Here is a 20,298-nt window from a genome sequence, read left to right as displayed (position 1 = left end):
GCGAAAAAGGCCTTCCTTTTCCGGCTGCCCTATGATACCAAGCGTTCAATCCTCGCTGCAGCGGTGCCGCGAGATTGTTTTTTTGCCTCAATACTATGGAAATTCGGCCCGAGGGTTCGCCAGGGTGCGGGCTTTTCGCGGCCTCGGAAAGGAGCACTGAGCGTCTGTGCAAGTTCAGGTTCGAGACAACAACGTCGATCAAGCCCTGCGCGCGCTGAAAAAGAAGCTGCAGCGCGAGGGTGTCTTCCGGGAGATGAAACTCCGCCGCAACTTCGAAAAGCCCTCGGCCCGCAAAAAGCGCGAACGCGCTGAGGCCGTGCGCCGCTATCGCAAGCTGCTGCGCAAGCGCATGGAGCGCGAAGGCTTCTAGGGGAAAGATCCCCCGGCAGGGCTTCTCCAAAGTCCCTGTCCAGGCCATGCCGGGCTTCGGCCCGGCAGCACCAGCGCGAAAAGGCCGGATGATCCGGCCTTCGATTCCCTGGCAGACAGCAACCAGCCGGAATCACGACACAAAGCGGGCGTCCTGCCCGCTTTCTTGCTTTCAGGTCAGAGACCGTCCAGCCGGAATCCGTCGCCCGGGACCTGTGCTTACCCCGGGATTTGGGATTTCGGGGTTTGTGAATTCGGGGCGCTTCGCCGTCAGGCGGCGCTCGCCCGGGATCTGCCGCCGCGCGGCGAATCGTTCTCGGACGTGCCGGTCGAGACCAGCTTTGCCATGTGGACGGACAGAAGCGGCGGCACGTTCGGCGCCGCAAAGGGAATGCGCGCAATCTCTTCGTAGCCGAGGGCGCAGTAGAGCGGCACGCCCGTCAGCGTCGCCCAGAGTTCCAGAATCCGGCAGCCGGCCATAACCGCCTGCTCCTCCGACAGCTGGACCAGGCGGGTCGCAAGCCCGCGGCGGATGTGCTGGGGATGGACGAAGATCGACCGGATCTTGGCGGAACTGGGCGACAGGCCCATTCCCGAGCCATCGGCGGAGTCCGCCATCTCCTCATCGAACTGCGGCGTCCGCAGGGACCAGCCGCCGCTGGCGACGATGCGCCCGTCCTCCTCGGCAACGAAATAGGTTTCGTCGTCGATCAGCGAGGGATCGTAGGTTCCGAGATGGGAAATGAAGGCTTCGATCTGCTCGGCCGTATAGTCCCGGGTGTTGAGGGCTTGGACCGAGAGAAAATGCATGGCCTCGATGGCCGGCATGTCTTCCCGTCGCGCCAGGCGGATGCGCGCTGTCGAGCGTGTCATCTGGGCTCCCCTGCAGGCGGCGCGGCGCCTGGTTGGAACGCCCGGGCCAGCGGATGTCGGTCAGCGGATCACCAGGGCGTTGCGCGTGCGATGCAAGAATGGGGTTCTCGCCGGGCCTGAGCCACGTTCCAGCAACGGAGTCGCCGCATGAACCGCCGCAGGAGCGTGAGACCCGCCGGGGGCCCCGTTCTCAGCACCGCACGCAGGAAGGACTCTGACAGCGCTATGTTTCAAAGCGTTTTCGGGGAAACGCGGAAATTGTATTGATTGTTTCTGCGTCCTCGTCTTACGGCACTACGCCACCAAGACCTGCTGCATACGCTGGAGTGCCGAGGCCCGCTCACCGTCACTGCCGTTGTCGGCGAAGAGTTCGGCGGCCCGCCGGTAGTCCTCCGCCGCCGCCAGCGCCTCGCCGAGGCGCGCCAGGCAGTCGCCGCGCCCCATGTAGGCCCAGGGCTCGGCCGGGTTCAGAGCGATATCCTTCTCGAAGTCCCGCAGGGCCGCGTCCAGGCAGCCCTGGCGCAGATGAAAACGGCCGCGCAGGTTGCTGGCCCGCGGGTGCGTGTCATCCAGGTCCACCGCCCGGTCAAGGTCGGCCTGAGCGCCGGCGATGTCGCGCAGCCGCTCCCGCCAGCGGGCCCGCTCCAGCAGCGCCGAGACACAGTCCGGCGAAACCCGCAGGGCCTGGTCGCAGTCCGCGACCGCCTTGGAAAAGTTCTTCAGGGCGCCGAAGCACTGCGCCCGCTCCAGATAGAGCGGGGCCTTGCCGTCATGGCCGGCCAGGGCGGCGTTGAGATCGAGCACCGCAAGGCGCAGTTCGCCCAGCCGGCTATAGCACTGCCCGCGGCGGCCGTGCGCCTGGGCGGAGCCGGGTTCGAACTCCAGTTCGCGGGTGTAGTCCTCGATGGCGCCGCGATAATCCGCCATGCGCTGGCGCAGGCGCGCCCGGTTGGCAAAGCCAGGGGCAAAGGTCGGATCCAGGTCGATCGAGCAGTCGTAGTCGGCCATCGCATCGTCCAGCTTGCCCTGGGCTTCCCGTGCGACGCCGCGGCGGTTGTAGATGGTGGCCTCCTTCGGCGCCAGGGTGGCCGCGCGGGTCAGGTTGGCTTCCGCCTCTTCGTGGCGCTTCAGCCGGCTGAGGGCGGCTGCCCGGTGAAACAGGGTCACCACCTGCTCGCCGGCGAGATCGATCGCCTTGGTGAAGTCCCACACCGCCTTCAGGTAGTCATGGCGGTCCAGATGGCAGAGGCCGCGGTTCGAGTAGGCCGCAGCGAAGCTGGCATCGTGGCGGATGGCGGCATCGAAGTCGCAGAGCGCTCCGGTCAGATCCCCCTTCTCGCGCCGGACCATGCCCTTGCCGTTGTGGGCCGCCGCCCAGCCGGCGCCATGGATGCCGGCCTGCTCGAAGTCGTCGATGGCCAGATAGGTATAGCCGAGCTGGCGATAGCTGTAGGCGCGCTCCAGGAAGTACTGGCCGTTGCGCGGATCACAGGCAAGGGCGGCCGAGAACTCCACCACGGCACCCTGATGGTCACCGGATTCCGCCCGCGCAAGGCCGCGCCCGAAGCAGCCTTCCGCGTCCTCGCGGATCGATCTTGCCGCCTCCTGCGGTCCGGCGAGAGAGCCCAGTTCCGGGGACAGCTGGCGGTCCTGAATGGCTGCGTCGCGCGGGGCGCGGGCGCCATGCGCCGCCGCCGCATCGGCGGGGTAGCGTGCCGGTTCGTTGGACGGCCTCAGACGGTCGGGATCCAGAAACGTGAAAGCCTCGAGGCCGATCAGGCGGCGCGAGCGGCCGTCCAAAGGAAGATCGGCCGGGAAAAGATCACAGGGAAAGTTCCGAGAAAGCCGCAGACTGCAGTCCTTGCTGCCGTCCGTGCCGGCTCCTTTGCTCTGGCCAGCCATTGTTCTCCCCTCACTGGACGTTGCTGTACGCACCATGCAGAGGGGCGGCCATCCTCACTGTGGGGAATGTCACAAGAAGAGAGAAACTCGGCGATTCGGGAGTACTCCGGGCGGCCCGAGGCGCCCGTTTTCGCGTCTCAGCGCCTACGGGGCTGGCACCGAACGCGACGAAAGTCGAAAACGCTAGTCGTAGCCGAACAGCCAGCGCGTGCGGCCCTCGGCAAGATTGCGCACCGAATGGCGTGCATGCCTGGGAATAAAGGCCTCGTCCCCGGGCTCGACGACAAAGCGGGCCCGCTCGACGATCAGTTCCAGACGCCCCTCGACCACGGTCACCACTTCGTTGGTCTCATGCACAAAGTCGTTCCAGGCCTGGCCGGGCGGATCGTCGAAGGCGTGGCAGGAATAGCCGCGGGCCCGCCAGGCCGCCGCGACGGCGACCGGGTCCGGCGGCGCCGGAAAGCGGCCCGGGGCCACCGCGGCCGATCTGGATTCCGGTCTGGCCACTGGTCTGATCCGTGTCATGGCCGCAGGGTCGGCCAGCCGCGCATCGCCGGCAAGGAAAAAGGGGGCGGCCCCGCAGCCGCCCCCCAATCCGTCCAGCGACGAAGCGCCGGCGTCAGGTGCCGATCTCGCCGCCGTCATCCTTGCGGATGACCACGACCGAGGGCCGCGGCGGCATGCCTTCGGTAAAGTCGGGCCAGCGGGTGGCCGGATCCTCGAAGGTGGAGTCGCGCTCGAAGCCGGGATAGGCCTTGGTCCCGTCGGTGGCCGGGTGCTGGATCGCCAGGAACAGAGACGTGGTATCCGGCGTGAACTTCGGCCCGCAGAGTTCCGCCCCGATGGGGGTGCGGAAAAACATCTTGCTGTAACCGCGCATGTCGCCTTCGGTCTCGACGCCCCAGAGGCCGTCGGCGGTGCCGGTCTTGGCCCAGTTCGAGCCCTGGTCGGTCGAGATCCAGAGCCGGCCGTTCGGATCGACGGCGCAGTTGTCGGGCGAACCGAACCAGCCGTTCTCCGAGGTCGCCGGGTGATACTTGGCGCCCACTTCCGGGTCGTTGGGATTGCCGGCCACCACCAGCAGGTCCCAGGTATAGCGCAGCGCGTCGTGGTCACCGTTCGGCGGGGTCATTTCGACAACCTGACCGAAGTTGTTCGGCCCGCGCGGATTGGGACCGTCCACCGCATCGGCCTTGCGCCGGGAGTTGTTGGTCAGCATCACGTAGACCTTGTTGGTCGTGGCGCTGGGCTCAACGTCCTCCGGACGGTCCATCGGGGTGGCGCCCAGCAGGTCGGCGGCGGTGCGCGCTTCGATGACCACGTCGGCCTGGCTGTCGAAGCCGTTCTCCGGGGTCAGCGGGCCGTGGCCGTGGATGAGCGGCAGCCAGTCGGCGGTGCCATCCTCGTTGAAGCGGGCCACGAAAAGCGTGCCGCTGTCGAGGATGTCCATGTTGGCTTCGCGGTTGTCCGGATTGTAGCGGCGTTCCGAGACGAACTTGTAGAGATAGTCGAAGCGCTGATCGTCGCCCATGTAGACGACAACGCGGCCGTCACTGTTGATGATCGATTCCGCGCCCTCGTGCTTGAAGCGGCCCATGGCGGTGCGCTTCTTCGGCGTCGAGGTGGGGTCGAAGATGTCGACCTCCACGACCCAGCCGAAGCGGTTGGCCTCGTTGGGCTCGGCGTTGATGTCGAAGCGCTTGTGGAACTTGGACCAGGCATACCAGCCGCCCGGCACGCCGTAGCGCTTGTAGTTGCGCTCTTCGGGGTGGCCGTCGACGACGCCGCCGAAGTAGCCGTGGAAGTTCTCCTCGGCCATCAGATAGGTTCCCCAGGGGGTGATGCCGCCGGCGCAGTTGTTGATGGTGCCGATGCAGCGGGTGCCGCTCTGGTCGACCGAGGTCTTCAGGCGGTCGCTGCCGGCTGCCGGGCCGGTCAGTTCCATGTAGGTGCCGTTGGCGGTGATGCGGCGGTTGTACTGGCCGTCGGCAACGATGGACCAGCGGTCGCCTTCACGCTTCACCTCGATCACCGAGCCGCCGTGGGCGGCCATCTCGATGTTGACCAGATCCTCGGTCATATCGGGGAAGCCCTTGCGGTCCTGGCGGCCGATGCCGGGGAACATGACCTCTTCGCTGGTGTACTCGTGGTTCACGCACAGCAGGCCGTGATCCGGATTGTCCGAGCCGAAGGGCAGGCCGACGTAGCCCAGATAGTCGTTGTTGTAGCCGAACTGCTGGGCCTGGGCTTCCGCGGTCTGGTTCGCGGGATCGAACTCCGGCGCGCCCGGCACCACCGGATCGCCCCAGCGGATCAGAACCTCGGCGCTGTGCCCCTCGGCCACATGGTGGGTCTCGTCCACACCGTGCTCGATCTCGGTCCAGACGTAGCGGCCCTCCGCCGCTTCAGCCGTCTTGGCGCCGCCCAGCGCGCCCAGGGTGCTGCCCAGCGCCGTCGTCGCGGCAAGCCCCAAGGCGCCGCGCATCACGTCGCGGCGGCCGTAACGCCGCGCGGCGACCTTGGCGAAGGTCTTGGTCAGGTTGGTGTTCGTAGGAATATCTTCGGAAGCCTCAAAGGCAGCTCCCTTTGAAGCAAATCCGTCGTTGTTTTTCATTTTAGGTGCCTCTCCTAGATGCGGGGGTGACACCGCTTTCGCGGCATTTTTTGGCTGTCCGGTGCCGGGACCCTACAGCAGCTTGATGCTGGACCCATGACACTTCGATTACATATCCATGACAGCCGAATTCCGCCTGCCGGCGGCCCGGATCGGCCGCGCGGATCAAGGAAAAACCCTGCGTTTTCAGCGACTAGGCACGGTGCTGCAACCCGAAGGAAACGTTCCTCGTAGGTCTGCAATGTGAACAATCGAAACCAATTTCCGCGGCGGCCCACATGCGACTGAAACAATCGGAGAGCAGGCTCGCCAAGGCCGGAAGCAGCCCCCCGGCTGCGCCAAGTCGGGACTTGCGCGGGATGGGCTGTGCGGGCCACTCTATCGACTGGTTCAGACAGATTGCCGTCATGTCCAATCCCTTGCGTCCGACCGACCGACTCGAGGCGTCCCTGGAGGCGTTCCAGGAGCCCGTGGCCCTGGCCACCGCGGCCAACGACGTCGCCGAGTCGACCCTGGTCAGCGCCAACAAGGCTTTCGTGCGCGCCAGCGGATGGAGCTCGCAGGAACTGCAGGGCCGCCGCCTTTCCGACTGCGACGCCGCGCTGATCGATCTGCGGCCGCTGTTCGACCGCAACGGCCAGCGCCGCCATTGGCTGGTGATCCACCACGTGGCGGAACAGAAGGACGCCGGCAGGAAGCCGGGGGCAGCGGCAAAGACCACCGGGGAAAAGACCACCGGGGAAAAGACCACAGGGGCCGACGACGGGTTCAGGGCACTGGTGGAGAGCATTCCCAACGGTGTTCTGGTGCACCGCAACTTCCGCCCGCTCTATGCCAACCGCGCCTGTGCGCGGCGCATCGGCTTCGACAGCGGGGCCGACCTGATGGCCGAGCCCACCCTGCTGCCCTTCCTGCCCATCGAAATGCACAACCGGGCGGTCCGCCGCCACCGGCGCATTCTGGAGGGCGGCGACCCCGGCCCGGCCCGCGTGCTGCGCTGCCTGACGCGCACGGGCGAACCGTTCTGGATGGAAGCCACGGAGGAGTGCATCCTCTGGCAAGGGGAGCCGGCGGTCCTGGTGTCGCTCAGCGACGTGACGGATCAGGTCCAGATGCGCCGCACCGAACTGATGCTGCGCGAGGCGGTCGACAATCTCTCCGACAGCTTCGTGCTCTACGATTCCGACCTCCGCATCCTGCTCAGCAACCGCCGCTTCCACGAGCTCTTTCCTTTTCTGCCGGCGCAAAGCGAGATCGTGGGCAAACCGATGCAGGAACTGGTGGAGGCCAGCGTCGCCAACAACGTGGTGACCGATCCGCGGGTCTGGCGCGACCGCGAGCAGTTCATCGCCGATTTCATCGCCGACCGCCGAACCAACGAGATCAGCATCAGCGAAGACGCCTGGCCGGACGGCCGCTGGGACCTGGTGAAGGAACAGCACACCCGCTCCGGCGGCTTCGTCAGCGTGCGCACCGATATTACCGAGCGCAAGCGCGCCGAGTTCGCGCTGCGCGACCAGGAGAGCCGCCTGGAGCAGGCCCTGGCCGAGCGCTCGGCCCAGCTCAAGGGCATCCTCGCCAACATCGCCCAGGGCGTGACCGTCACGGCGCCGGACATGCGGGTGCTGCTGGTGAACCAGGGCTTCCTCGACATCTTCGAGATTCCGGAGGAACTGGGGCGCCCGGGGGTGCATGCCTCCGAACTGGTGCGCCAGGGCCTGCGCAACGGCAACTACCCGCGCGCCGAGGTGGAGGCCGCCGGCGGCGAGGAGGCCTTCGTCGAACAGCGCCTCGCCAGCATGGCCCGGGTCACCCGCAGCGTCGACCAGCGCACCCTGGCCGACGGCCGGGTCATCGAGATCCGCCAGCAGCGCCTGCCGGACGGCTGCGTGGTTTCCACCTACAACAACATCACAGACCGGGTGCACACCGAGCGCGAACTGCAGCGCCAGCGCGAGAAGATCTATCAGAACGAAAAGCTGACCGCCCTGGGCGGGCTGCTGGCCGGCGTCTCCCACGAGCTGAACAACCCGCTTTCGGTGGTGATCGGCCAGGCGGCGCTGCTGGAAAGCATGGCCACCGACAGCGACATGGCCGAGCGGGCGATGAAGGTGCGCAACGCCGCCGACCGCTGCGCCAAGATCGTGAAGACCTTCCTCTCCATGGCGCGCCAGCGCCCGGCCGCACGGGTGGCGATCCAGCTCAACCGGCTGATCGACGACGTGCTCGACCTGGTGACCTACCAGCTCAGCACCACCGACGTGGCGGTGACCTGCGACCTCGCCCCCGACCTGCCGCCGGTGACCGGCGACCCGGACCAGCTCAGCCACATCCTGGTCAACCTCTTCATCAACGCCCAGCAGGCCATGCTCAACGCGCCGCCGCCCCACCGGCTGCTGATCTCCACCACTTACATGGAGACCAGCCACCAGGTGCGCATCGTGGTGCGCGACAACGGCCCGGGCATCCCCGAGGAAATCCGCTCGCGGATCTTCGATCCCTTCTTCACCACCAAGCCGGTCGGCCACGGCACCGGCGTCGGCCTTTCGGTCTGCCACGGCATGGTGACCGCCCACGGCGGCTCCATCACCGTGGACAACGCGCCGGAGGGCGGGGCCATCTTCACCGTCCTGCTGCCGGCGGGCGGCGAGGCCCAGCCGGAGCTGCCGGAGGCCGCCGAGCCCGCTCTGCAGAGCCAGGAGGAGCAGATCCTGGTGGTCGACGACGAACCCGACATCACCTCCTTCCTGGTGGAGATCCTGGAGGCGGCGGGCCACAGCGTCGACGTGGCCTCCAGCGGGCAGGCGGCGCTCACCAACCTGGCCGGGCGCGACTACGCCGCCATCATCTGCGACCTGCGCATGCCCCATCTGGACGGGCCGGGACTTTATGGTGCGCTCAGCGAGACCAAACCCCACCTGCTGGACCGCTTCGTCTTCATCACCGGCGACCTCTTGAACGAGCGCACCGACCGCTTCCTGAAGAAGACCGGGCGGCCCTGCATCGAAAAGCCCTTCATGCCCAACCAGATCCGCCAGCTCGTCGACGAGATCGCCCAACGCAGCAAGGCATAGGGGCAGCAAGGCTTGGAGCCAGCCAACCAGGCGAAGCCGGACGCACTTGTGACCTCATGCAGAGGAGGCGGCCCCGTAGGGCCGCCGTCTCGAAGCACGAGGTCTCCCGGAGACTGTTTTGCCTCACCCTGAGGAGCGGCCCGCAGGGCCGCGTCTCGAAGGGCGAGGCAAAGCGCTTCAGCGCTTTCCGCGGAGTTGTTCCAGCTCTTCGATGGAGCGCGGCCAGTCCTTTTTCAGGAGCGCCGAGAGGGAGCGGTCGGCGAGCAGCTTGCCGCCGGTCTGGCAGCGCGGGCAGTAGTTGGTCTCGTTGCTGGCGTGGCGGATGCGCTGCACCTTGGTGCCGCAAACCGGGCAGGGCTGGCCGTAGCGGCCGTGCACCGCCATGTCCTTGCGGAAGGCCGTCACCTTCTCCGGAAAGCCCTCCCCCGCGTCCTTACGCAGGCGCTCCACCCAGTCCGCCAGCGCCGCCCGCGTCGCCTCATAGAGGATTTCGATCTCGGCAGGGCTGAGCTTTTCGGTCATGGCCACAGGCGACATCCCGGCGCGGTGCAGGATCTCGTCGGAGTAGGCATTACCGATGCCGCTGAAGATCTTCGGGTCGGTGAGCGCGCGCTTGACCGTGTGGTTGCGCGCGGTCAGCGCCTTTGAGAATGCTTCCAGGCCGGCCTCCATCACCTCCAGCCCGCCGGGGTCGTGGTCGGCCAGCGCCGCCTCCCCCTCCAGCAGGTAGAGCGAGGCGCGCTTCTTGGAGCCGGCCTCGGTCAGGGTCAGGCTTCCGTCCGCGAAGTCGAAGGCGGCGAGCCCCACCTTGCCCTGCAGCGCCGCGCCGGGCGGGCGCCAGTGCAGCCGCCCGGCGATCATCAGGTGCAGCACCAGCCAGAGATCCCCTTCGAGGCCGATGACGATGCGCTTGCCGAGCCGCCGCAGCGCCACCACGTCCCGCCCCTCCGCCGTCCTGATCGGCGGCACCGCCGTGCGCAGCAAGAAGGGGCTAGCGAGCCGGGCCTTCTCCAGCCGCTGCCCCAGAATGCGCCGCTCCAGCGCCTCGATATAGACCGTGATGTCTGGCAGTTCGGGCATGGCAGGCAGCTTGGCACGGCCCGGCGCCGGGCGGCAACCGGCACTCGCGTGCCACAACCGGTTGACTCGGTCCAGGCGATGACACGCCGGACCGACGTATCGTCCTCCGCACCTCACCCGTGACAGACCAGCCTTTTCGGGTCACACTCTCAACGCTCGATTGGGACAACCAACGACCGGGGCGGCCACGCCCTCAGGAAGACTGCGCGCGCCACGCCGCCTCCGTCGGCCAAAGCGGGGAGGGACGCGCCATGACCAATCAGGAACCGGTGTGGCCGAAGAAGACGCGCGAGCTTCACAGCCACCATTTCGATTCGACCATCTGGAACGACTTCGCCTTCCGGGACGGCGACGTCGTCATCGCCACCTATGCCAAGTCCGGCACCACCTGGCTGCAGCAGATCGTCAGCCAGCTGATCTTCAACGGTGAGGAAGGTCTTCCCGTGGCCGAGATGTCGCCCTGGCTGGATCTGCGGGTGCCGCCGAAGGAGGTGAAGCTGGCCGAGGTCGAGAAACAGACCCACCGGCGTTTCGTGAAGACCCACCTTCCGGTCGATGCGCTGGTGTTCTCGCCGCAGGCCAGATACCTCTACATCGGGCGGGACGGGCGCGACGTCGTGTGGTCTCTCTACAATCACCACGCCCACGCCAACCAGCTCTGGTACGAGGTGCTGAACGACACGCCGGGGCGCGTGGGCCCGCCGATCGAGCCGCCGCCCGACAGCGTGCGGCAGTACTTCGCCGACTGGCTGGAGAAGGACGGCTTTCCCTTCTGGTCTTTCTGGGAGAACGTGCGGAGCTGGTGGGCGGTCCGCGACCTGCCCAACGTGCTGCTCGTCCACTTCGCGGCGCTGAAGGCCGACATGCCCGGCGAGATCCGCCGCATCGCCGACTTCCTCGGCACCGAGACCGAGGCGGAGCGCTGGGACGATATCCTCGCGCATTGCAGTTTCGACTACATGAGGGAGCATGCCGAAGCCAGCGTGCCCCTGGGCGGCGCGTTCTGGGAAGGCGGCGCCCGGACCTTCCTGCACAAAGGCAAGAACGGCCGCTGGCGCGACACCCTGAGCGCGGAGGAGTCCGGCGCCTACGAGCGCAAGGCCGCCGAAGAACTCGGCAGCGACTGCGCCGCCTGGCTGGCGAGCGGGAAGCTGCCGTAGCGGGCTGCTGAAAGTGTCGGGAACACGGCCCAGGCATGCTTCGAGACGGGCCTTCGGCCCTCCTCAGCATGAGGTCAATTCACTGAAATCGAGCCAAACCTCATCCTGAGGAAGCCCCGCTAGGGGCTGTCTCGAAGGATGACCAAGGGCTCAATCGCCCGTTTTCCAAAGCCTGTCAGCGACACCGCCGCCGCGCATCAAAGAGATTCCAAAACCCCGGCCCATGGCGTAGGGTCTCGCTCACCATGACCGAACTGCACAGCGTCGAAACGCCGGCGCCGGCGGCGCCCGAAACCTTCACCGACCCTGTGGCCGCCGTCGACCGCCTGTCCATGCTCTACGACGAGGCGACGAGCTTCCTCTGCACCCGCTTCGAGGAGCTGCTGGACGGCGGGCGGCCCAACAAGCGGCTGCGCGCCTTCTATCCCCAGGTGGCGGTGACCACCACCTCCTTCGGCCAGATCGACTCGCGGCTCTCCTACGGCCATGTCTCCACGCCCGGCCAGTACGCGGCGACCATCACCCGGCCCGATCTGTTCCGCGATTATCTGACCGAACAGCTCGGCCTGCTGCTGAAGAACCACGGGGTGCCGCTGATCGTCGGACCCTCGCGCACGCCGATCCCGCTGCACTTCGCCTTTCCCGACGGCATGCACGTCGAGGGCGCGCTGGTGGAGCGGCTCGACCGGCCCTTCCGCGACCTCTTCGACGTGCCGGACCTGGCGATCACCGACGATGCCATCGTCAACGGCACCTTCGAGCCGGCGCCGGGCATGCCGCAGCCGCTGGCGCCCTTCACCGCGCCGCGGGTCGACTATTCCCTGCACCGCCTGGCCCACTACACCGCGACCGCGCCGGACCACTTCCAGAACTTCGTGATCTTCACGAACTACCAGTTCTACATGGATGCCTTCTGCCGGCTGGCGGAGGAGGCCATGGCGCGGGAGGACGGCAATTACACGGCCTTCGTCGCGCCGGGCAATGTGGTCACCCCCGCCGGGGCCAAGGCGCCGGTGTCGGGCACCGCGCCGGAACGCCTGCCCCAGATGCCGGCCTACCACCTGAAGGCATCTGATCACAGCGGCATCACCATGGTGAACATCGGCGTCGGCCCCTCCAACGCCAAGACCATCACCGACCACATCGCCGTCATCCGTCCCCATGCCTGGCTGATGCTCGGCCACTGCGCGGGCCTCAGAAACACCCAGCGCCTGGGCGACTACGTGCTGGCGCACGGCTACGTGCGCGAGGACCACGTGCTGGACGCCGACCTGCCGAGCTGGGTGCCGATCCCGCCGCTCGCCGAGGTGCAGGTGGCGCTGGAGGACGCGGTGGAGGAGATCACCGGGCTGGAGGGCTACGAGCTGAAGTCCATCATGCGCACCGGCACGGTCGCCACCATCGACAACCGCAACTGGGAACTGCGCGACCACCGCGAGCCGGTGCAGCGCTTCTCCCAGTCCCGCGCCATCGCGCTGGACATGGAAAGCGCCACCATCGCCGCCAACGGCTTCCGCTTTCGCGTGCCCTACGGCACCCTGCTCTGCGTTTCCGACAAACCGCTGCACGGCGAATTGAAACTGCCGGGCATGGCGACAGCCTTCTACAAGCGCCAGATCGACCAGCACCTGCAGATCGGCCTGCGCGCCATGGAAAAGCTGCGGGCCATGGCGCCGGAGCGCCTGCACTCCCGCAAGCTGCGCAGCTTCACGGAAACGGCCTTTCAGTAGCGGCTCTGTCAAGAGCGGTCCGGGCCGGGCAACGCCGCCCATGAACCCGGGCGGGCCGCAGGCCGACCCATGCGGAAGATGCGCAGCCCCTTCGAGATCGGACGCATTTCATGATAACGCCCAGCAGACTGCCCGCCCTGGCCGCCGTCCTTTTTCTCCTGGCCGGAGCCGGCGCCGTCAGCGCGGGCGGGTTGGAGGAAGGCCAGGAGGACATCCACCAGCTCAGCGATGCCTGCGACGGCGGCGAGCCGGCGGCCTGTCATCGCCTGGGGGCGATGTACGACTATGCCCAGGGGGTCGACGAAGACCTCGCACAGGCCGCCGCCTACTATCGGCGCGCCTGCGAGGGCGGCCATGCGGCCGGCTGCTACAGCCTCGCCGTCAAACACCAACTCGGCGAAGGCGTGGAGCGCGATAAGGACCGCGCCGACGCCCTGATCCGCCGGGCCTGCGACGGCGGCCTTGCGATTGCCTGCGACAGCCTGCCCCCTGCCGCCGAAGCCGACTGAAGCGTCCGTCCAAAACCGTCTGAAAGCGACGTTGTCTGGCGCGCCTAAGACTTCCGTTTCCGTGAAAAATCTGACAAGAATTTCAGAACAGGGAATTCACGCGACAGCGCCTTGAAGAGCGGCTCGCGGGGAAACCGGCCGGAAAGACTTTAGCCCGGGAGGATTGGGCCCATGACCGCATCCGCAAGCGAACCGCCCCGCAAGCGCCGCAGCCGCCGCGGCGGCGGCCGGGAGGCGCGCAAGGCCCTGCGCGCGGCCCCGCTGGCCGAGGACATCCGCCCGGTGCGCGGCGGGCTGGAGGGCGGGCGCTACCGCCCTCTGGACGACCGCGCCATGCAGCGCATTCATGAAAGCGCGCTGAAGGTGCTGGCGGAGATCGGCCTGGCCGACGCGCCGCCGTCGGGCATCGAGGCCATGACCCTGGCCGGCGCCACCCTGGGCGACGACGGGCGGCTGCGCTTTCCGCCCGCCGTGGTGGAGGATGCCCTGGCCGCCGCCAACCGCGACGTGACGCTCTGTGCCCAGGACCCGTCCCAGGACATCAACCCCGGGGGCCGCCGCGTCTACTACGGCACGGCGGGCGCGGCGGTCCATCTGGTCGACGTGGCGCAGCGCCGCTACAGGGAATCGACCCTGCAGGACATCTATGATGCCGCGCGCATCGCGCAGACGCTGGACAACATCCACTTCTTCCAGCGCCCCATGGTCGCCCGCGACCTGGAGGACCCGACGGACCTGGACCTCAACACCGTCTATGCCTGCGTCCAGGGCACGACCAAGCACATCGGCACCTCCTTCACCTCGGTGGCGCGGGCCCAAAAGGCGCTGGAGATGCTGCACCTCTTCGCCGGCGGCGAGGCGGCCTGGCGCGACAGGCCCTTCGTCTCCAACACCAACTGCTTTGTCGTGCCGCCGCTGAAGTTCGCCACCGAGTCCTGCGAGGTGATGGAGGCCTGCATCCGCGGCGGCATGCCGGTGCTGCTGCTTTCCGCCGGGCAGGCCGGGGCGACGGCGCCGGCGGCCATCGCCGGGGCGGTGACGCAGGCCGTCGCGGAATGCCTGGCCGGGCTGGTCTACGTCAACGCCATCGCCCCCGGCCATCCGGCGATCTTCGGCACCTGGCCCTTCGTCTCGGACCTGCGCACCGGGGCGATGTCCGGCGGCTCCGGCGAACAGGCGCTGCTGACCGCCGCCTGCGCCCAGATGGCCCAGTTCTACGATCTGCCCGGGGGCTCCGCCGCCGGCATGGCCGATGCCAAGCTGCCCGACGCTCAGTCGGGTTACGAAAAGGGCATCACCGATGTCATGGCCGGGCTGGCGGGGCTGAACATGGTCTACGAGTCCGTCGGGATGCACGGCTCCCTGCTCGGCTTCTGCTTCGAGAGCCTGATCATCGACAACGACATGATCGGCCAGTGCCTGCGCTGCGTGCGCGGCATCGAGGTGACGGAGGACTCGGTCTCGATCGAGGCCATGCGCCAGGTCTGCCTGGAGGGCCCCGGCCACTACCTCGGCCACAGCCAGACCCTGGGCCTGATGCAGAGCGAGTACGTCTATCCCGAACTCGGCGACCGCTCCTCCCCCAAGGAATGGGACGAGAACGGACGCCCCGACCTGCTGGCCCGCGCGACGGCGGAGAAGGAACGCATCCTGGCGGAGATCTTCCCGCGCCATGTGGCGGAAGAGGTCGACGCCGCCGTACGCGCCGCCTTCGACATCAAGCTGGCGCAGGAGAAGATGGGCGGCTGAAGCATATTCCGACCGCATGCTTCGAGACGACCGCTGCGCGGTCTCCTCAGCATGAGGGCACTCATTACACACTCCACCTCACCCTGAGGAGGCCCGAAGGGCCGTCTCGAAGGGTACGGAAACGCTTCACTGCTTTACCTTAGAGCGCCGTCACTGCGGCGGAACCGCTGCCCTTCATCGTCAGCGGATTGCGCAGGGGGCGGCCGAAGAGCGGGGCTTCAATCTCGAAGACATCGCCGTCCCGCGGCTGAACGCCGTCGACGAAGCTGAGCACCGCGGCCCCAAAAAAGTGCACATGGACATCGCCGGGCCGCCGGTGTTGCGGATACTTGAAGTGATGGTGTTCCAGGTTGGCGATGGTATGGCTCATGTTGGCCTCGCCGGTGCCGAAGGGCTTCTCCCAGATCACCTCCGTACCGCGCCGGATGCGGGCTGTGCCCTGAATATCCTCCGGCGCAGCGCCGAGCAGCAGCTCCGGCCCGAAGGAACAGGGCCTGAGCTTTGAGTGGGCGAGATAGAGATAGTTCTGTTGCTCGATGACGTGGTCGGAAAACTCGTTGCCGAGCGCAAACCCGATGCGCCGCGGCGTCCCGTCCGGGGCAATCAGGTAAAGCCCGACCAGTTCCGCCTCGTCGCCGCCGTCCTCGGCAAAGTCGACCATGCCGAAAGGCTGCTCCGGCGGCGCGACGATGCCGCCGTCACCCTTGAAGAACCATTCCGGGGGCACGCCGACGGCACCCGCGGCGGGCTTGCCGCCGTCCAGGCCCCATTTGAACATCTTCATGGAGTCGGAGAGCGCCGCCTCCCCTGCCTCGGCAACCGTCTTGTGCATGGAATCACGGGCATCGGCGCTGCCGAGGTGGGTGAGACCGGTGCCGGTGATGAGGCAGTGCGCATCGTCCGGATGATCCAGCGGCGCCAGCAGGCGGCGCTCCGCCACCACGGCGTCGTAGTCCTCGGTCTCGGCAGTGGCCAGGTCCTGCACCAGAACGGCAAGGTCCTTTCCCTGCTCGATGGCCATCTGCGCAAGATCGTAGACCCGTTCGACGCCGCCGAGCAGCCGCAGCGCCGCGCCGCCGTCTTCGGCGATCGCGACCGACCGGCGATCCTTTCGAGAGATAAACTGGACCAATCGCATAGCCGCTCCCCCCTTATTCGATCACGGCGAAATCGCCGAGGGCATCCTCGGCAATTTCCAGTCCGAGACCGGGTTTGTCGTCGTCAAGATCGATGAAGCCGTTCTCGGGTTCCGGATCGCCGCGGAAGACGTAGTAGAACAACTCGTTGCCGATCTCGACGTCGTGGACCGGAAAAAACTCAGAGATCGGACAGTTCACGTTCGCCATGGTCAGGTGGTAGTTATGCATCTGGCCGGCATGCGGGACGACCGGCACCTGATGCGCCTCGGCCAGGGCGTTGATCTTCTGCGCGGCCGTGATGCCGCCGACCCGGTTGGTATCGTACTGGATGACACTGACCGCGCCGCGATCGAGCAGCTGGCGGAAGCCAAAGAGGGTGAACTCGTGCTCGCCGCCGGAAATGGGGATGCCCATGGCGTTCAGTTGGGCATAGCCGTGCAGATCGTCGGCGATCACCGGCTCCTCCAGCCAGCGGGGCTCGAAAGGGGCAAGGCGCGGGATCATGCGCTTGGCGTAGTCCAGGGTCCAACCCATGTAGCATTCCAGCATGAGGTCGCGGTCATAGCCGATGACCTCGCGCAGGGCTTCGACGCGCCTGATGTTCTCGCGCATCCCCTGCGGCCCGTCCTTGGGGCCCCAGCCGAAGCGCATCTTCATCATGGAGAAGCCCTGATCGACATAACGCTGGGCCTCGGCCTGCATGGCGCCGATGTCGTCGGCGTAGAGCTTGGAGGCGTAGGCCGGGATCTTCTCCTTGGTGCGCCCGCCGAGCAGCTTGAAGACCGGCTTGCCCGCCGCCTTTCCCATCAGGTCCCAAATGGCGATGTCGAGGGCGGAGATCGCCGTCATGCCGACGCCCTTGCGGCCCCAGGCCAGGGTACGGCGGTACATCTTTTCCCAGAGGTAAGCGTAGTCAAAAGGGTCCTCACCGATCACAAGCGGCGCCAGGTAAAGATCGATGGTGTGCTTCACCAGTTGCGGCGCCAATGCGGCGTTGCCGATGCCCACCAGGCCGTCGTCGGTCTCCACTTCGCAGACCAGCCACTCGTGGAAGCGGAAGGACCCCATGGCGTCGCCGCGCTCATAGAGCACGTCGGAGGCGTTGGTGCAGAAATGCGGTTGCGGCGGGACGGTCTTGCCTTTCCACTGCAGCACCCGCGTCCGGACGTTCGTGATCTTCATAGCATGTGGCCTCAGGCTGCCCGATCACGGCGGTTGGCGGCCATCCGCGCGCACATCATGAAGGCCCGGCGCGTCGGCTCCACGTTGGCGCGGTTCCGGCCGACGATATCGAAAGCCGTTCCGTGGGCCGGCGTGGTCATCGGAAACGGCAGGCCGCTCAGGACCGAGACACCCATATGGAAGCCGAGAAGCTTGATCGCGATCTGGCCCTGGTCGTGGTACATGCTGACCGCACAGTCGTAGTCGCCGTCGCGGACCTTGATGTAGAGCGTGTCCGAAGGAAAAGGACCGTCACAAGCGATCTGCAGCGCCCTTGCGCGCTCCACCGCCGGGGCGATGATCTCGATCTCCTCCCGCCCGATCTTGCCGCCATCGCCGGCATGGGGGTTGAGCGCGGCGACCGCAATCTTGGGGCGGGCGAAGCCGGCCTCTTTCAGGGTCCGGTCGGCCAGCTTAACCGAGGCGACGATCTCCTCCTGCGACAACCGTTCCGCCACTTCGCGCAAGGGCACGTGGGAGGTGACCCGCGCGTTCCACATGCCGTCGATGACGTTGAACTCGCTGACCCGGCTGCGCTCGCCGACCCGCACGCGCGCCCACTGGCTCTCGTCCTCTTCGCCGAGACCGGCAAGGTGCATAGCCTCCTTGTTGAAGGGCATGAAGCAAAGACCGTCAGTCAGACCCGCCTTGCAGAGGTCGAGGGCCTTGCCGAAACAGTTCAGCACGGCCTTGCCGGCCGCGGCGGAAACCACACCCGGTGCAACATCCCGCACAGCCTCGTCCGGCAGGTCGAGGAGATTGATATCGCCTTCCGACCAATCCGCCTCCTCCGGCGCAGAAACGGGGCGAACCGGAATGTCCTCGCCCGCCACGGCGCAGCCCGCCTCGAACACACCGCGGTCGGAAAGCACCAGGATGTCCGCGGCTTCGCGTACCTCTGCATGGGCCAGAAGCTTGGCCATCAGTTCCGGGCCGATGCCCGTTGCGTCTCCCTGCACCACGGCGATCTTGGGTTTCATATCGGGTCCTATCGGTAAAAGTGTTCAACGAGGGTCATGGGAATGGCCGGCACGTAGGTGACCAGCAGAACCATCACCGCCAGCACAACGATGAAGGCCAGGTTTGTACGGGTCGTCGCCCAGATATCCGTCTTGGCGATGGAGCAGGCGGTGACGAGAACACTGGCGACCGGCGGCGTCTGCTGGCCGATGGCAAGGTTCAGGGTCAGAATGATCCCGAAGTGCACCGGGTCGATACCGACGGCGTGGATAAGGGGCAGCACGATGGGCACGACGAGAATGATCGCCGCCGCCCCGTGCAGGAACATGCCCAGAACCAGCAGCAGGATGTTGAGAAGAATCAGGACGACATACTGATTGCTGGTGGCTTCGGTGATGGCGCGGGCCAGGTTCTGCGGCAGCTCGATCTCGGTGAGGTGCAGGCCCAGGACCGCGGAGGTGGCCACCAGCAGCATCACCACTGCGGTCTGGTTCACACCTTCGATCATGGCGCCGTAGAGATCCTTGAGCCGCAGCTCGCGGTAGATCACGCCGCCGATGAGAAGCGCGGCCAGGACTGCCAGACCCGCGCCCTCCGTGGCGGTGACGATGCCACCGAAAATGCCGCCCAGGATGATGATCGGCAGCAATAGCGCCCAGAAGGCTTCGCGCGCCGCGGCCCTCAGGCGCGGCAGGGAGAAGGCCTCCTCGCGCGGCAGGTCGTAGCGCACCGCAAACCAATAGCAGAGGCAGAGCATGGCAAAGCCGCCGAGCAGGCCCGGAACGATTCCGGCGACGAAGAGCTGAACGATCGAGGTGTCGGCCATGGCGCCATAGAGGATCATGGGAATCGACGGCGGAATGATGATCGCCAGCGAGGCGGAGGAAGAGGTCACGGCCGCGGCGAAAGTCGGTCTGTAGCGCCGCTTCTTCATCGCCGGGATCAGCACGGAGCCGATGGCGGCCACGTCGGCGACGGCCGAGCCCGAGATCTCCGCAAAGAACAGCGAAACCCCGACGTTGACCATTGCAAGGCCGCCGCGGGCGAAGCCGACCAGCGCCGAGACGAAGGCGATGAGCCGGCGCGATATGCCGCCGGTGTTCATCAGCGCGCCCGCCAGAATGAACAGGGGAATGGCAATCAGAGGAAAGGAGGTCGCGCCATCGAAGAGCGTGAGCGCGGCGTTGTAGAGCCCGAGTTCGCCGTTCATCGCCACCATCCCCACCAGGGCGACGGCACAGATCGCCACCGCGATGGGTACGTTGATGAGGATGAGGGCCAGAAGGCCGACGAGGATCAGCACAGCCGTCATCGCCGCGCCTCCCGCTCCGCCTTGGCAATCTCGGCCTCGATCTCCTCGGCCTCGGCGTCGCGCCCCGCCAGGCTGCGCGCCCAGGCCGCCGGTGTCGAAAGGGCCTGCGCCAGGATGAAGAGCGCGCAGCCGATGGGCACGACCGACTGGGTCGCCTGCAGCGGCACCCAATCCAGCGCGACCAGGGACTCGCCGGCCATGACCTGCAGCACAACCCAGCCGGCCCAGGCCATGGAGATGAAGACGGCGTAGACGACCAGTTCGGCGAGGACAAAGAGCGCCTGGCGCGGCAGCGGCGGCAGGCTGAGCACGAGGCCCGAGAACCCGAGGTGACCGCGCCGCAGCGCCGCCAGGGCAGCGCCATAGTAGGTGATCCAGGCCAGCAGGACCGATGCCACTTCGTCATACCAGGGCAGCGAGGCGTTCAGTCCGTAACGAAAGGTCACGGCCGCAATCACGAGCACTGCCAGCAGTATGAGCAGGCCGATGGTGATGACTTCCAGAATGCGGTGCAGAATCCGTGCAGCGAGAGCCATGCCCTTCTTCCATCATCCGTGGGCAGGGAGAGAAGACCCCCGGCCCCGTTTAAAGGGGCCGGGGGTGATC

The 20,298-nt window shown here is 66.9% G+C and carries 16 protein-coding genes; 6 read left to right on the top strand and 10 right to left on the bottom strand.

Features of this window, described 5'->3' with window-relative positions; translation table 11 throughout:
* Nucleotides 1-166: 166 nt before the first annotated feature.
* The gene (gene rpsU, locus ACO06P_RS19255; RefSeq protein WP_167223142.1) at nucleotides 167-370 is read left to right on the top strand and encodes a 30S ribosomal protein S21; all 204 of its coding nucleotides are present in this window, start codon (nucleotides 167-169) and stop codon (nucleotides 368-370) included.
* Between the two features lie 269 nt (nucleotides 371-639).
* Here rpsU and ACO06P_RS19250 read toward each other — a convergent pair whose 3' ends face one another.
* The 4 genes from ACO06P_RS19250 to ACO06P_RS19235 form a co-directional block, all read right to left on the bottom strand.
* Complete coding sequence (locus ACO06P_RS19250) at nucleotides 640-1,242, bottom strand: GNAT family N-acetyltransferase (protein ID WP_420346843.1); 603 nt, start codon at nucleotides 1,240-1,242, stop codon at nucleotides 640-642.
* Nucleotides 1,243-1,536: 294 nt separating this feature from the next.
* Nucleotides 1,537-3,144, bottom strand: coding sequence for a tetratricopeptide repeat protein (locus ACO06P_RS19245; protein ID WP_420346842.1), 1,608 nt, complete (start codon nucleotides 3,142-3,144; stop codon nucleotides 1,537-1,539).
* A gap of 183 nt (nucleotides 3,145-3,327) precedes the next feature.
* Nucleotides 3,328-3,651: a cupin domain-containing protein gene (locus tag ACO06P_RS19240; protein ID WP_420346841.1), complete on the bottom strand. Its 324-nt coding sequence runs from the start codon at nucleotides 3,649-3,651 to the stop codon at nucleotides 3,328-3,330.
* 112 nt (nucleotides 3,652-3,763) lie between these two features.
* Nucleotides 3,764-5,758 (bottom strand): PhoX family protein, encoded by a 1,995-nt coding sequence (locus ACO06P_RS19235; RefSeq protein ID WP_420346840.1) that lies wholly within the window; start codon nucleotides 5,756-5,758, stop codon nucleotides 3,764-3,766.
* Nucleotides 5,759-6,165: 407 nt separating this feature from the next.
* Between ACO06P_RS19235 and ACO06P_RS19230 the strand changes: the two genes are divergently transcribed.
* A complete protein-coding gene (locus tag ACO06P_RS19230) occupies nucleotides 6,166-8,832 on the top strand; it encodes a PAS-domain containing protein (RefSeq protein WP_420346839.1) in 2,667 nt (888 codons plus the stop codon).
* Between the two features lie 177 nt (nucleotides 8,833-9,009).
* Here the strand turns inward: ACO06P_RS19230 and ACO06P_RS19225 are convergent, their stop codons facing one another.
* Entirely contained in the window at nucleotides 9,010-9,912 is a 903-nt protein-coding gene (locus ACO06P_RS19225) for an Fpg/Nei family DNA glycosylase (protein WP_420346838.1), read from the bottom strand.
* A gap of 251 nt (nucleotides 9,913-10,163) precedes the next feature.
* On the opposite strand from ACO06P_RS19225, the gene ACO06P_RS19220 reads away from it, so the two are divergent.
* From ACO06P_RS19220 to ACO06P_RS19205, 4 genes are all read left to right on the top strand, one after another.
* Nucleotides 10,164-11,072, top strand: coding sequence for a sulfotransferase domain-containing protein (locus tag ACO06P_RS19220; RefSeq protein WP_420346837.1), 909 nt, complete (start codon nucleotides 10,164-10,166; stop codon nucleotides 11,070-11,072).
* Between the two features lie 245 nt (nucleotides 11,073-11,317).
* Nucleotides 11,318-12,802 (top strand): AMP nucleosidase, encoded by a 1,485-nt coding sequence (locus ACO06P_RS19215; RefSeq protein ID WP_420346836.1) that lies wholly within the window; start codon nucleotides 11,318-11,320, stop codon nucleotides 12,800-12,802.
* Nucleotides 12,803-12,912: 110 nt separating this feature from the next.
* Entirely contained in the window at nucleotides 12,913-13,311 is a 399-nt protein-coding gene (locus ACO06P_RS19210; RefSeq protein WP_420346835.1) for a tetratricopeptide repeat protein, read from the top strand.
* Between the two features lie 171 nt (nucleotides 13,312-13,482).
* Nucleotides 13,483-15,060: a trimethylamine methyltransferase family protein gene (locus ACO06P_RS19205; protein ID WP_420346834.1), complete on the top strand. Its 1,578-nt coding sequence runs from the start codon at nucleotides 13,483-13,485 to the stop codon at nucleotides 15,058-15,060.
* Between the two features lie 139 nt (nucleotides 15,061-15,199).
* On the opposite strand, the gene araD1 is transcribed toward ACO06P_RS19205, so the two are convergent.
* From araD1 to ACO06P_RS19180, 5 genes are read right to left on the bottom strand one after another with little or no spacing between them, the layout of a single operon-like run.
* The gene (araD1, locus tag ACO06P_RS19200) at nucleotides 15,200-16,198 is read right to left on the bottom strand and encodes an AraD1 family protein (RefSeq protein WP_420346833.1); all 999 of its coding nucleotides are present in this window, start codon (nucleotides 16,196-16,198) and stop codon (nucleotides 15,200-15,202) included.
* A gap of 13 nt (nucleotides 16,199-16,211) precedes the next feature.
* Nucleotides 16,212-17,381, bottom strand: a complete 1,170-nt coding sequence (locus ACO06P_RS19195; RefSeq protein WP_420346832.1) for an L-rhamnonate dehydratase — start codon at nucleotides 17,379-17,381, stop codon at nucleotides 16,212-16,214.
* An 11-nt stretch (nucleotides 17,382-17,392) separates the two neighbouring features.
* Nucleotides 17,393-18,400, bottom strand: a complete 1,008-nt coding sequence (locus ACO06P_RS19190; RefSeq protein ID WP_420346831.1) for a PdxA family dehydrogenase — start codon at nucleotides 18,398-18,400, stop codon at nucleotides 17,393-17,395.
* Nucleotides 18,401-18,408: 8 nt separating this feature from the next.
* A complete protein-coding gene (locus tag ACO06P_RS19185; protein WP_420346830.1) occupies nucleotides 18,409-19,692 on the bottom strand; it encodes a TRAP transporter large permease in 1,284 nt (427 codons plus the stop codon).
* Entirely contained in the window at nucleotides 19,689-20,228 is a 540-nt protein-coding gene (locus tag ACO06P_RS19180; RefSeq protein WP_420346829.1) for a TRAP transporter small permease, read from the bottom strand. Before ACO06P_RS19180 ends, ACO06P_RS19185 begins: the two co-directional genes overlap by 4 nt.
* Nucleotides 20,229-20,298: the final 70 nt, after the last annotated feature.

The organism is Pelagibius sp., from assembly GCF_965227505.1.
Classification (GTDB): domain Bacteria; phylum Pseudomonadota; class Alphaproteobacteria; order Kiloniellales; family Kiloniellaceae; genus Pelagibius.
Note: the sequence above shows the minus strand (reverse complement) of the source record. Positions and strands in the feature narration are given on the sequence as shown.

Coding starts and splice junctions, on each gene's coding strand:
- ACO06P_RS19185 (WP_420346830.1), bottom strand. CDS start 19,692: ATGACGGCTGTGCTGATCCTCGTCGGCCTTCTGGCCCTCATCCTCATC.
- araD1 (WP_420346833.1), bottom strand. CDS start 16,198: ATGCGATTGGTCCAGTTTATCTCTCGAAAGGATCGCCGGTCGGTCGCG.
- ACO06P_RS19210 (WP_420346835.1), top strand. CDS start 12,913: ATGATAACGCCCAGCAGACTGCCCGCCCTGGCCGCCGTCCTTTTTCTC.
- ACO06P_RS19225 (WP_420346838.1), bottom strand. CDS start 9,912: ATGCCCGAACTGCCAGACATCACGGTCTATATCGAGGCGCTGGAGCGG.
- ACO06P_RS19235 (WP_420346840.1), bottom strand. CDS start 5,758: ATGAAAAACAACGACGGATTTGCTTCAAAGGGAGCTGCCTTTGAGGCT.
- ACO06P_RS19230 (WP_420346839.1), top strand. CDS start 6,166: ATGTCCAATCCCTTGCGTCCGACCGACCGACTCGAGGCGTCCCTGGAG.
- ACO06P_RS19205 (WP_420346834.1), top strand. CDS start 13,483: ATGACCGCATCCGCAAGCGAACCGCCCCGCAAGCGCCGCAGCCGCCGC.
- ACO06P_RS19220 (WP_420346837.1), top strand. CDS start 10,164: ATGACCAATCAGGAACCGGTGTGGCCGAAGAAGACGCGCGAGCTTCAC.
- ACO06P_RS19215 (WP_420346836.1), top strand. CDS start 11,318: ATGACCGAACTGCACAGCGTCGAAACGCCGGCGCCGGCGGCGCCCGAA.
- ACO06P_RS19245 (WP_420346842.1), bottom strand. CDS start 3,144: ATGGCTGGCCAGAGCAAAGGAGCCGGCACGGACGGCAGCAAGGACTGC.
- ACO06P_RS19250 (WP_420346843.1), bottom strand. CDS start 1,242: ATGACACGCTCGACAGCGCGCATCCGCCTGGCGCGACGGGAAGACATG.
- ACO06P_RS19180 (WP_420346829.1), bottom strand. CDS start 20,228: ATGGCTCTCGCTGCACGGATTCTGCACCGCATTCTGGAAGTCATCACC.
- ACO06P_RS19190 (WP_420346831.1), bottom strand. CDS start 18,400: ATGAAACCCAAGATCGCCGTGGTGCAGGGAGACGCAACGGGCATCGGC.
- ACO06P_RS19195 (WP_420346832.1), bottom strand. CDS start 17,381: ATGAAGATCACGAACGTCCGGACGCGGGTGCTGCAGTGGAAAGGCAAG.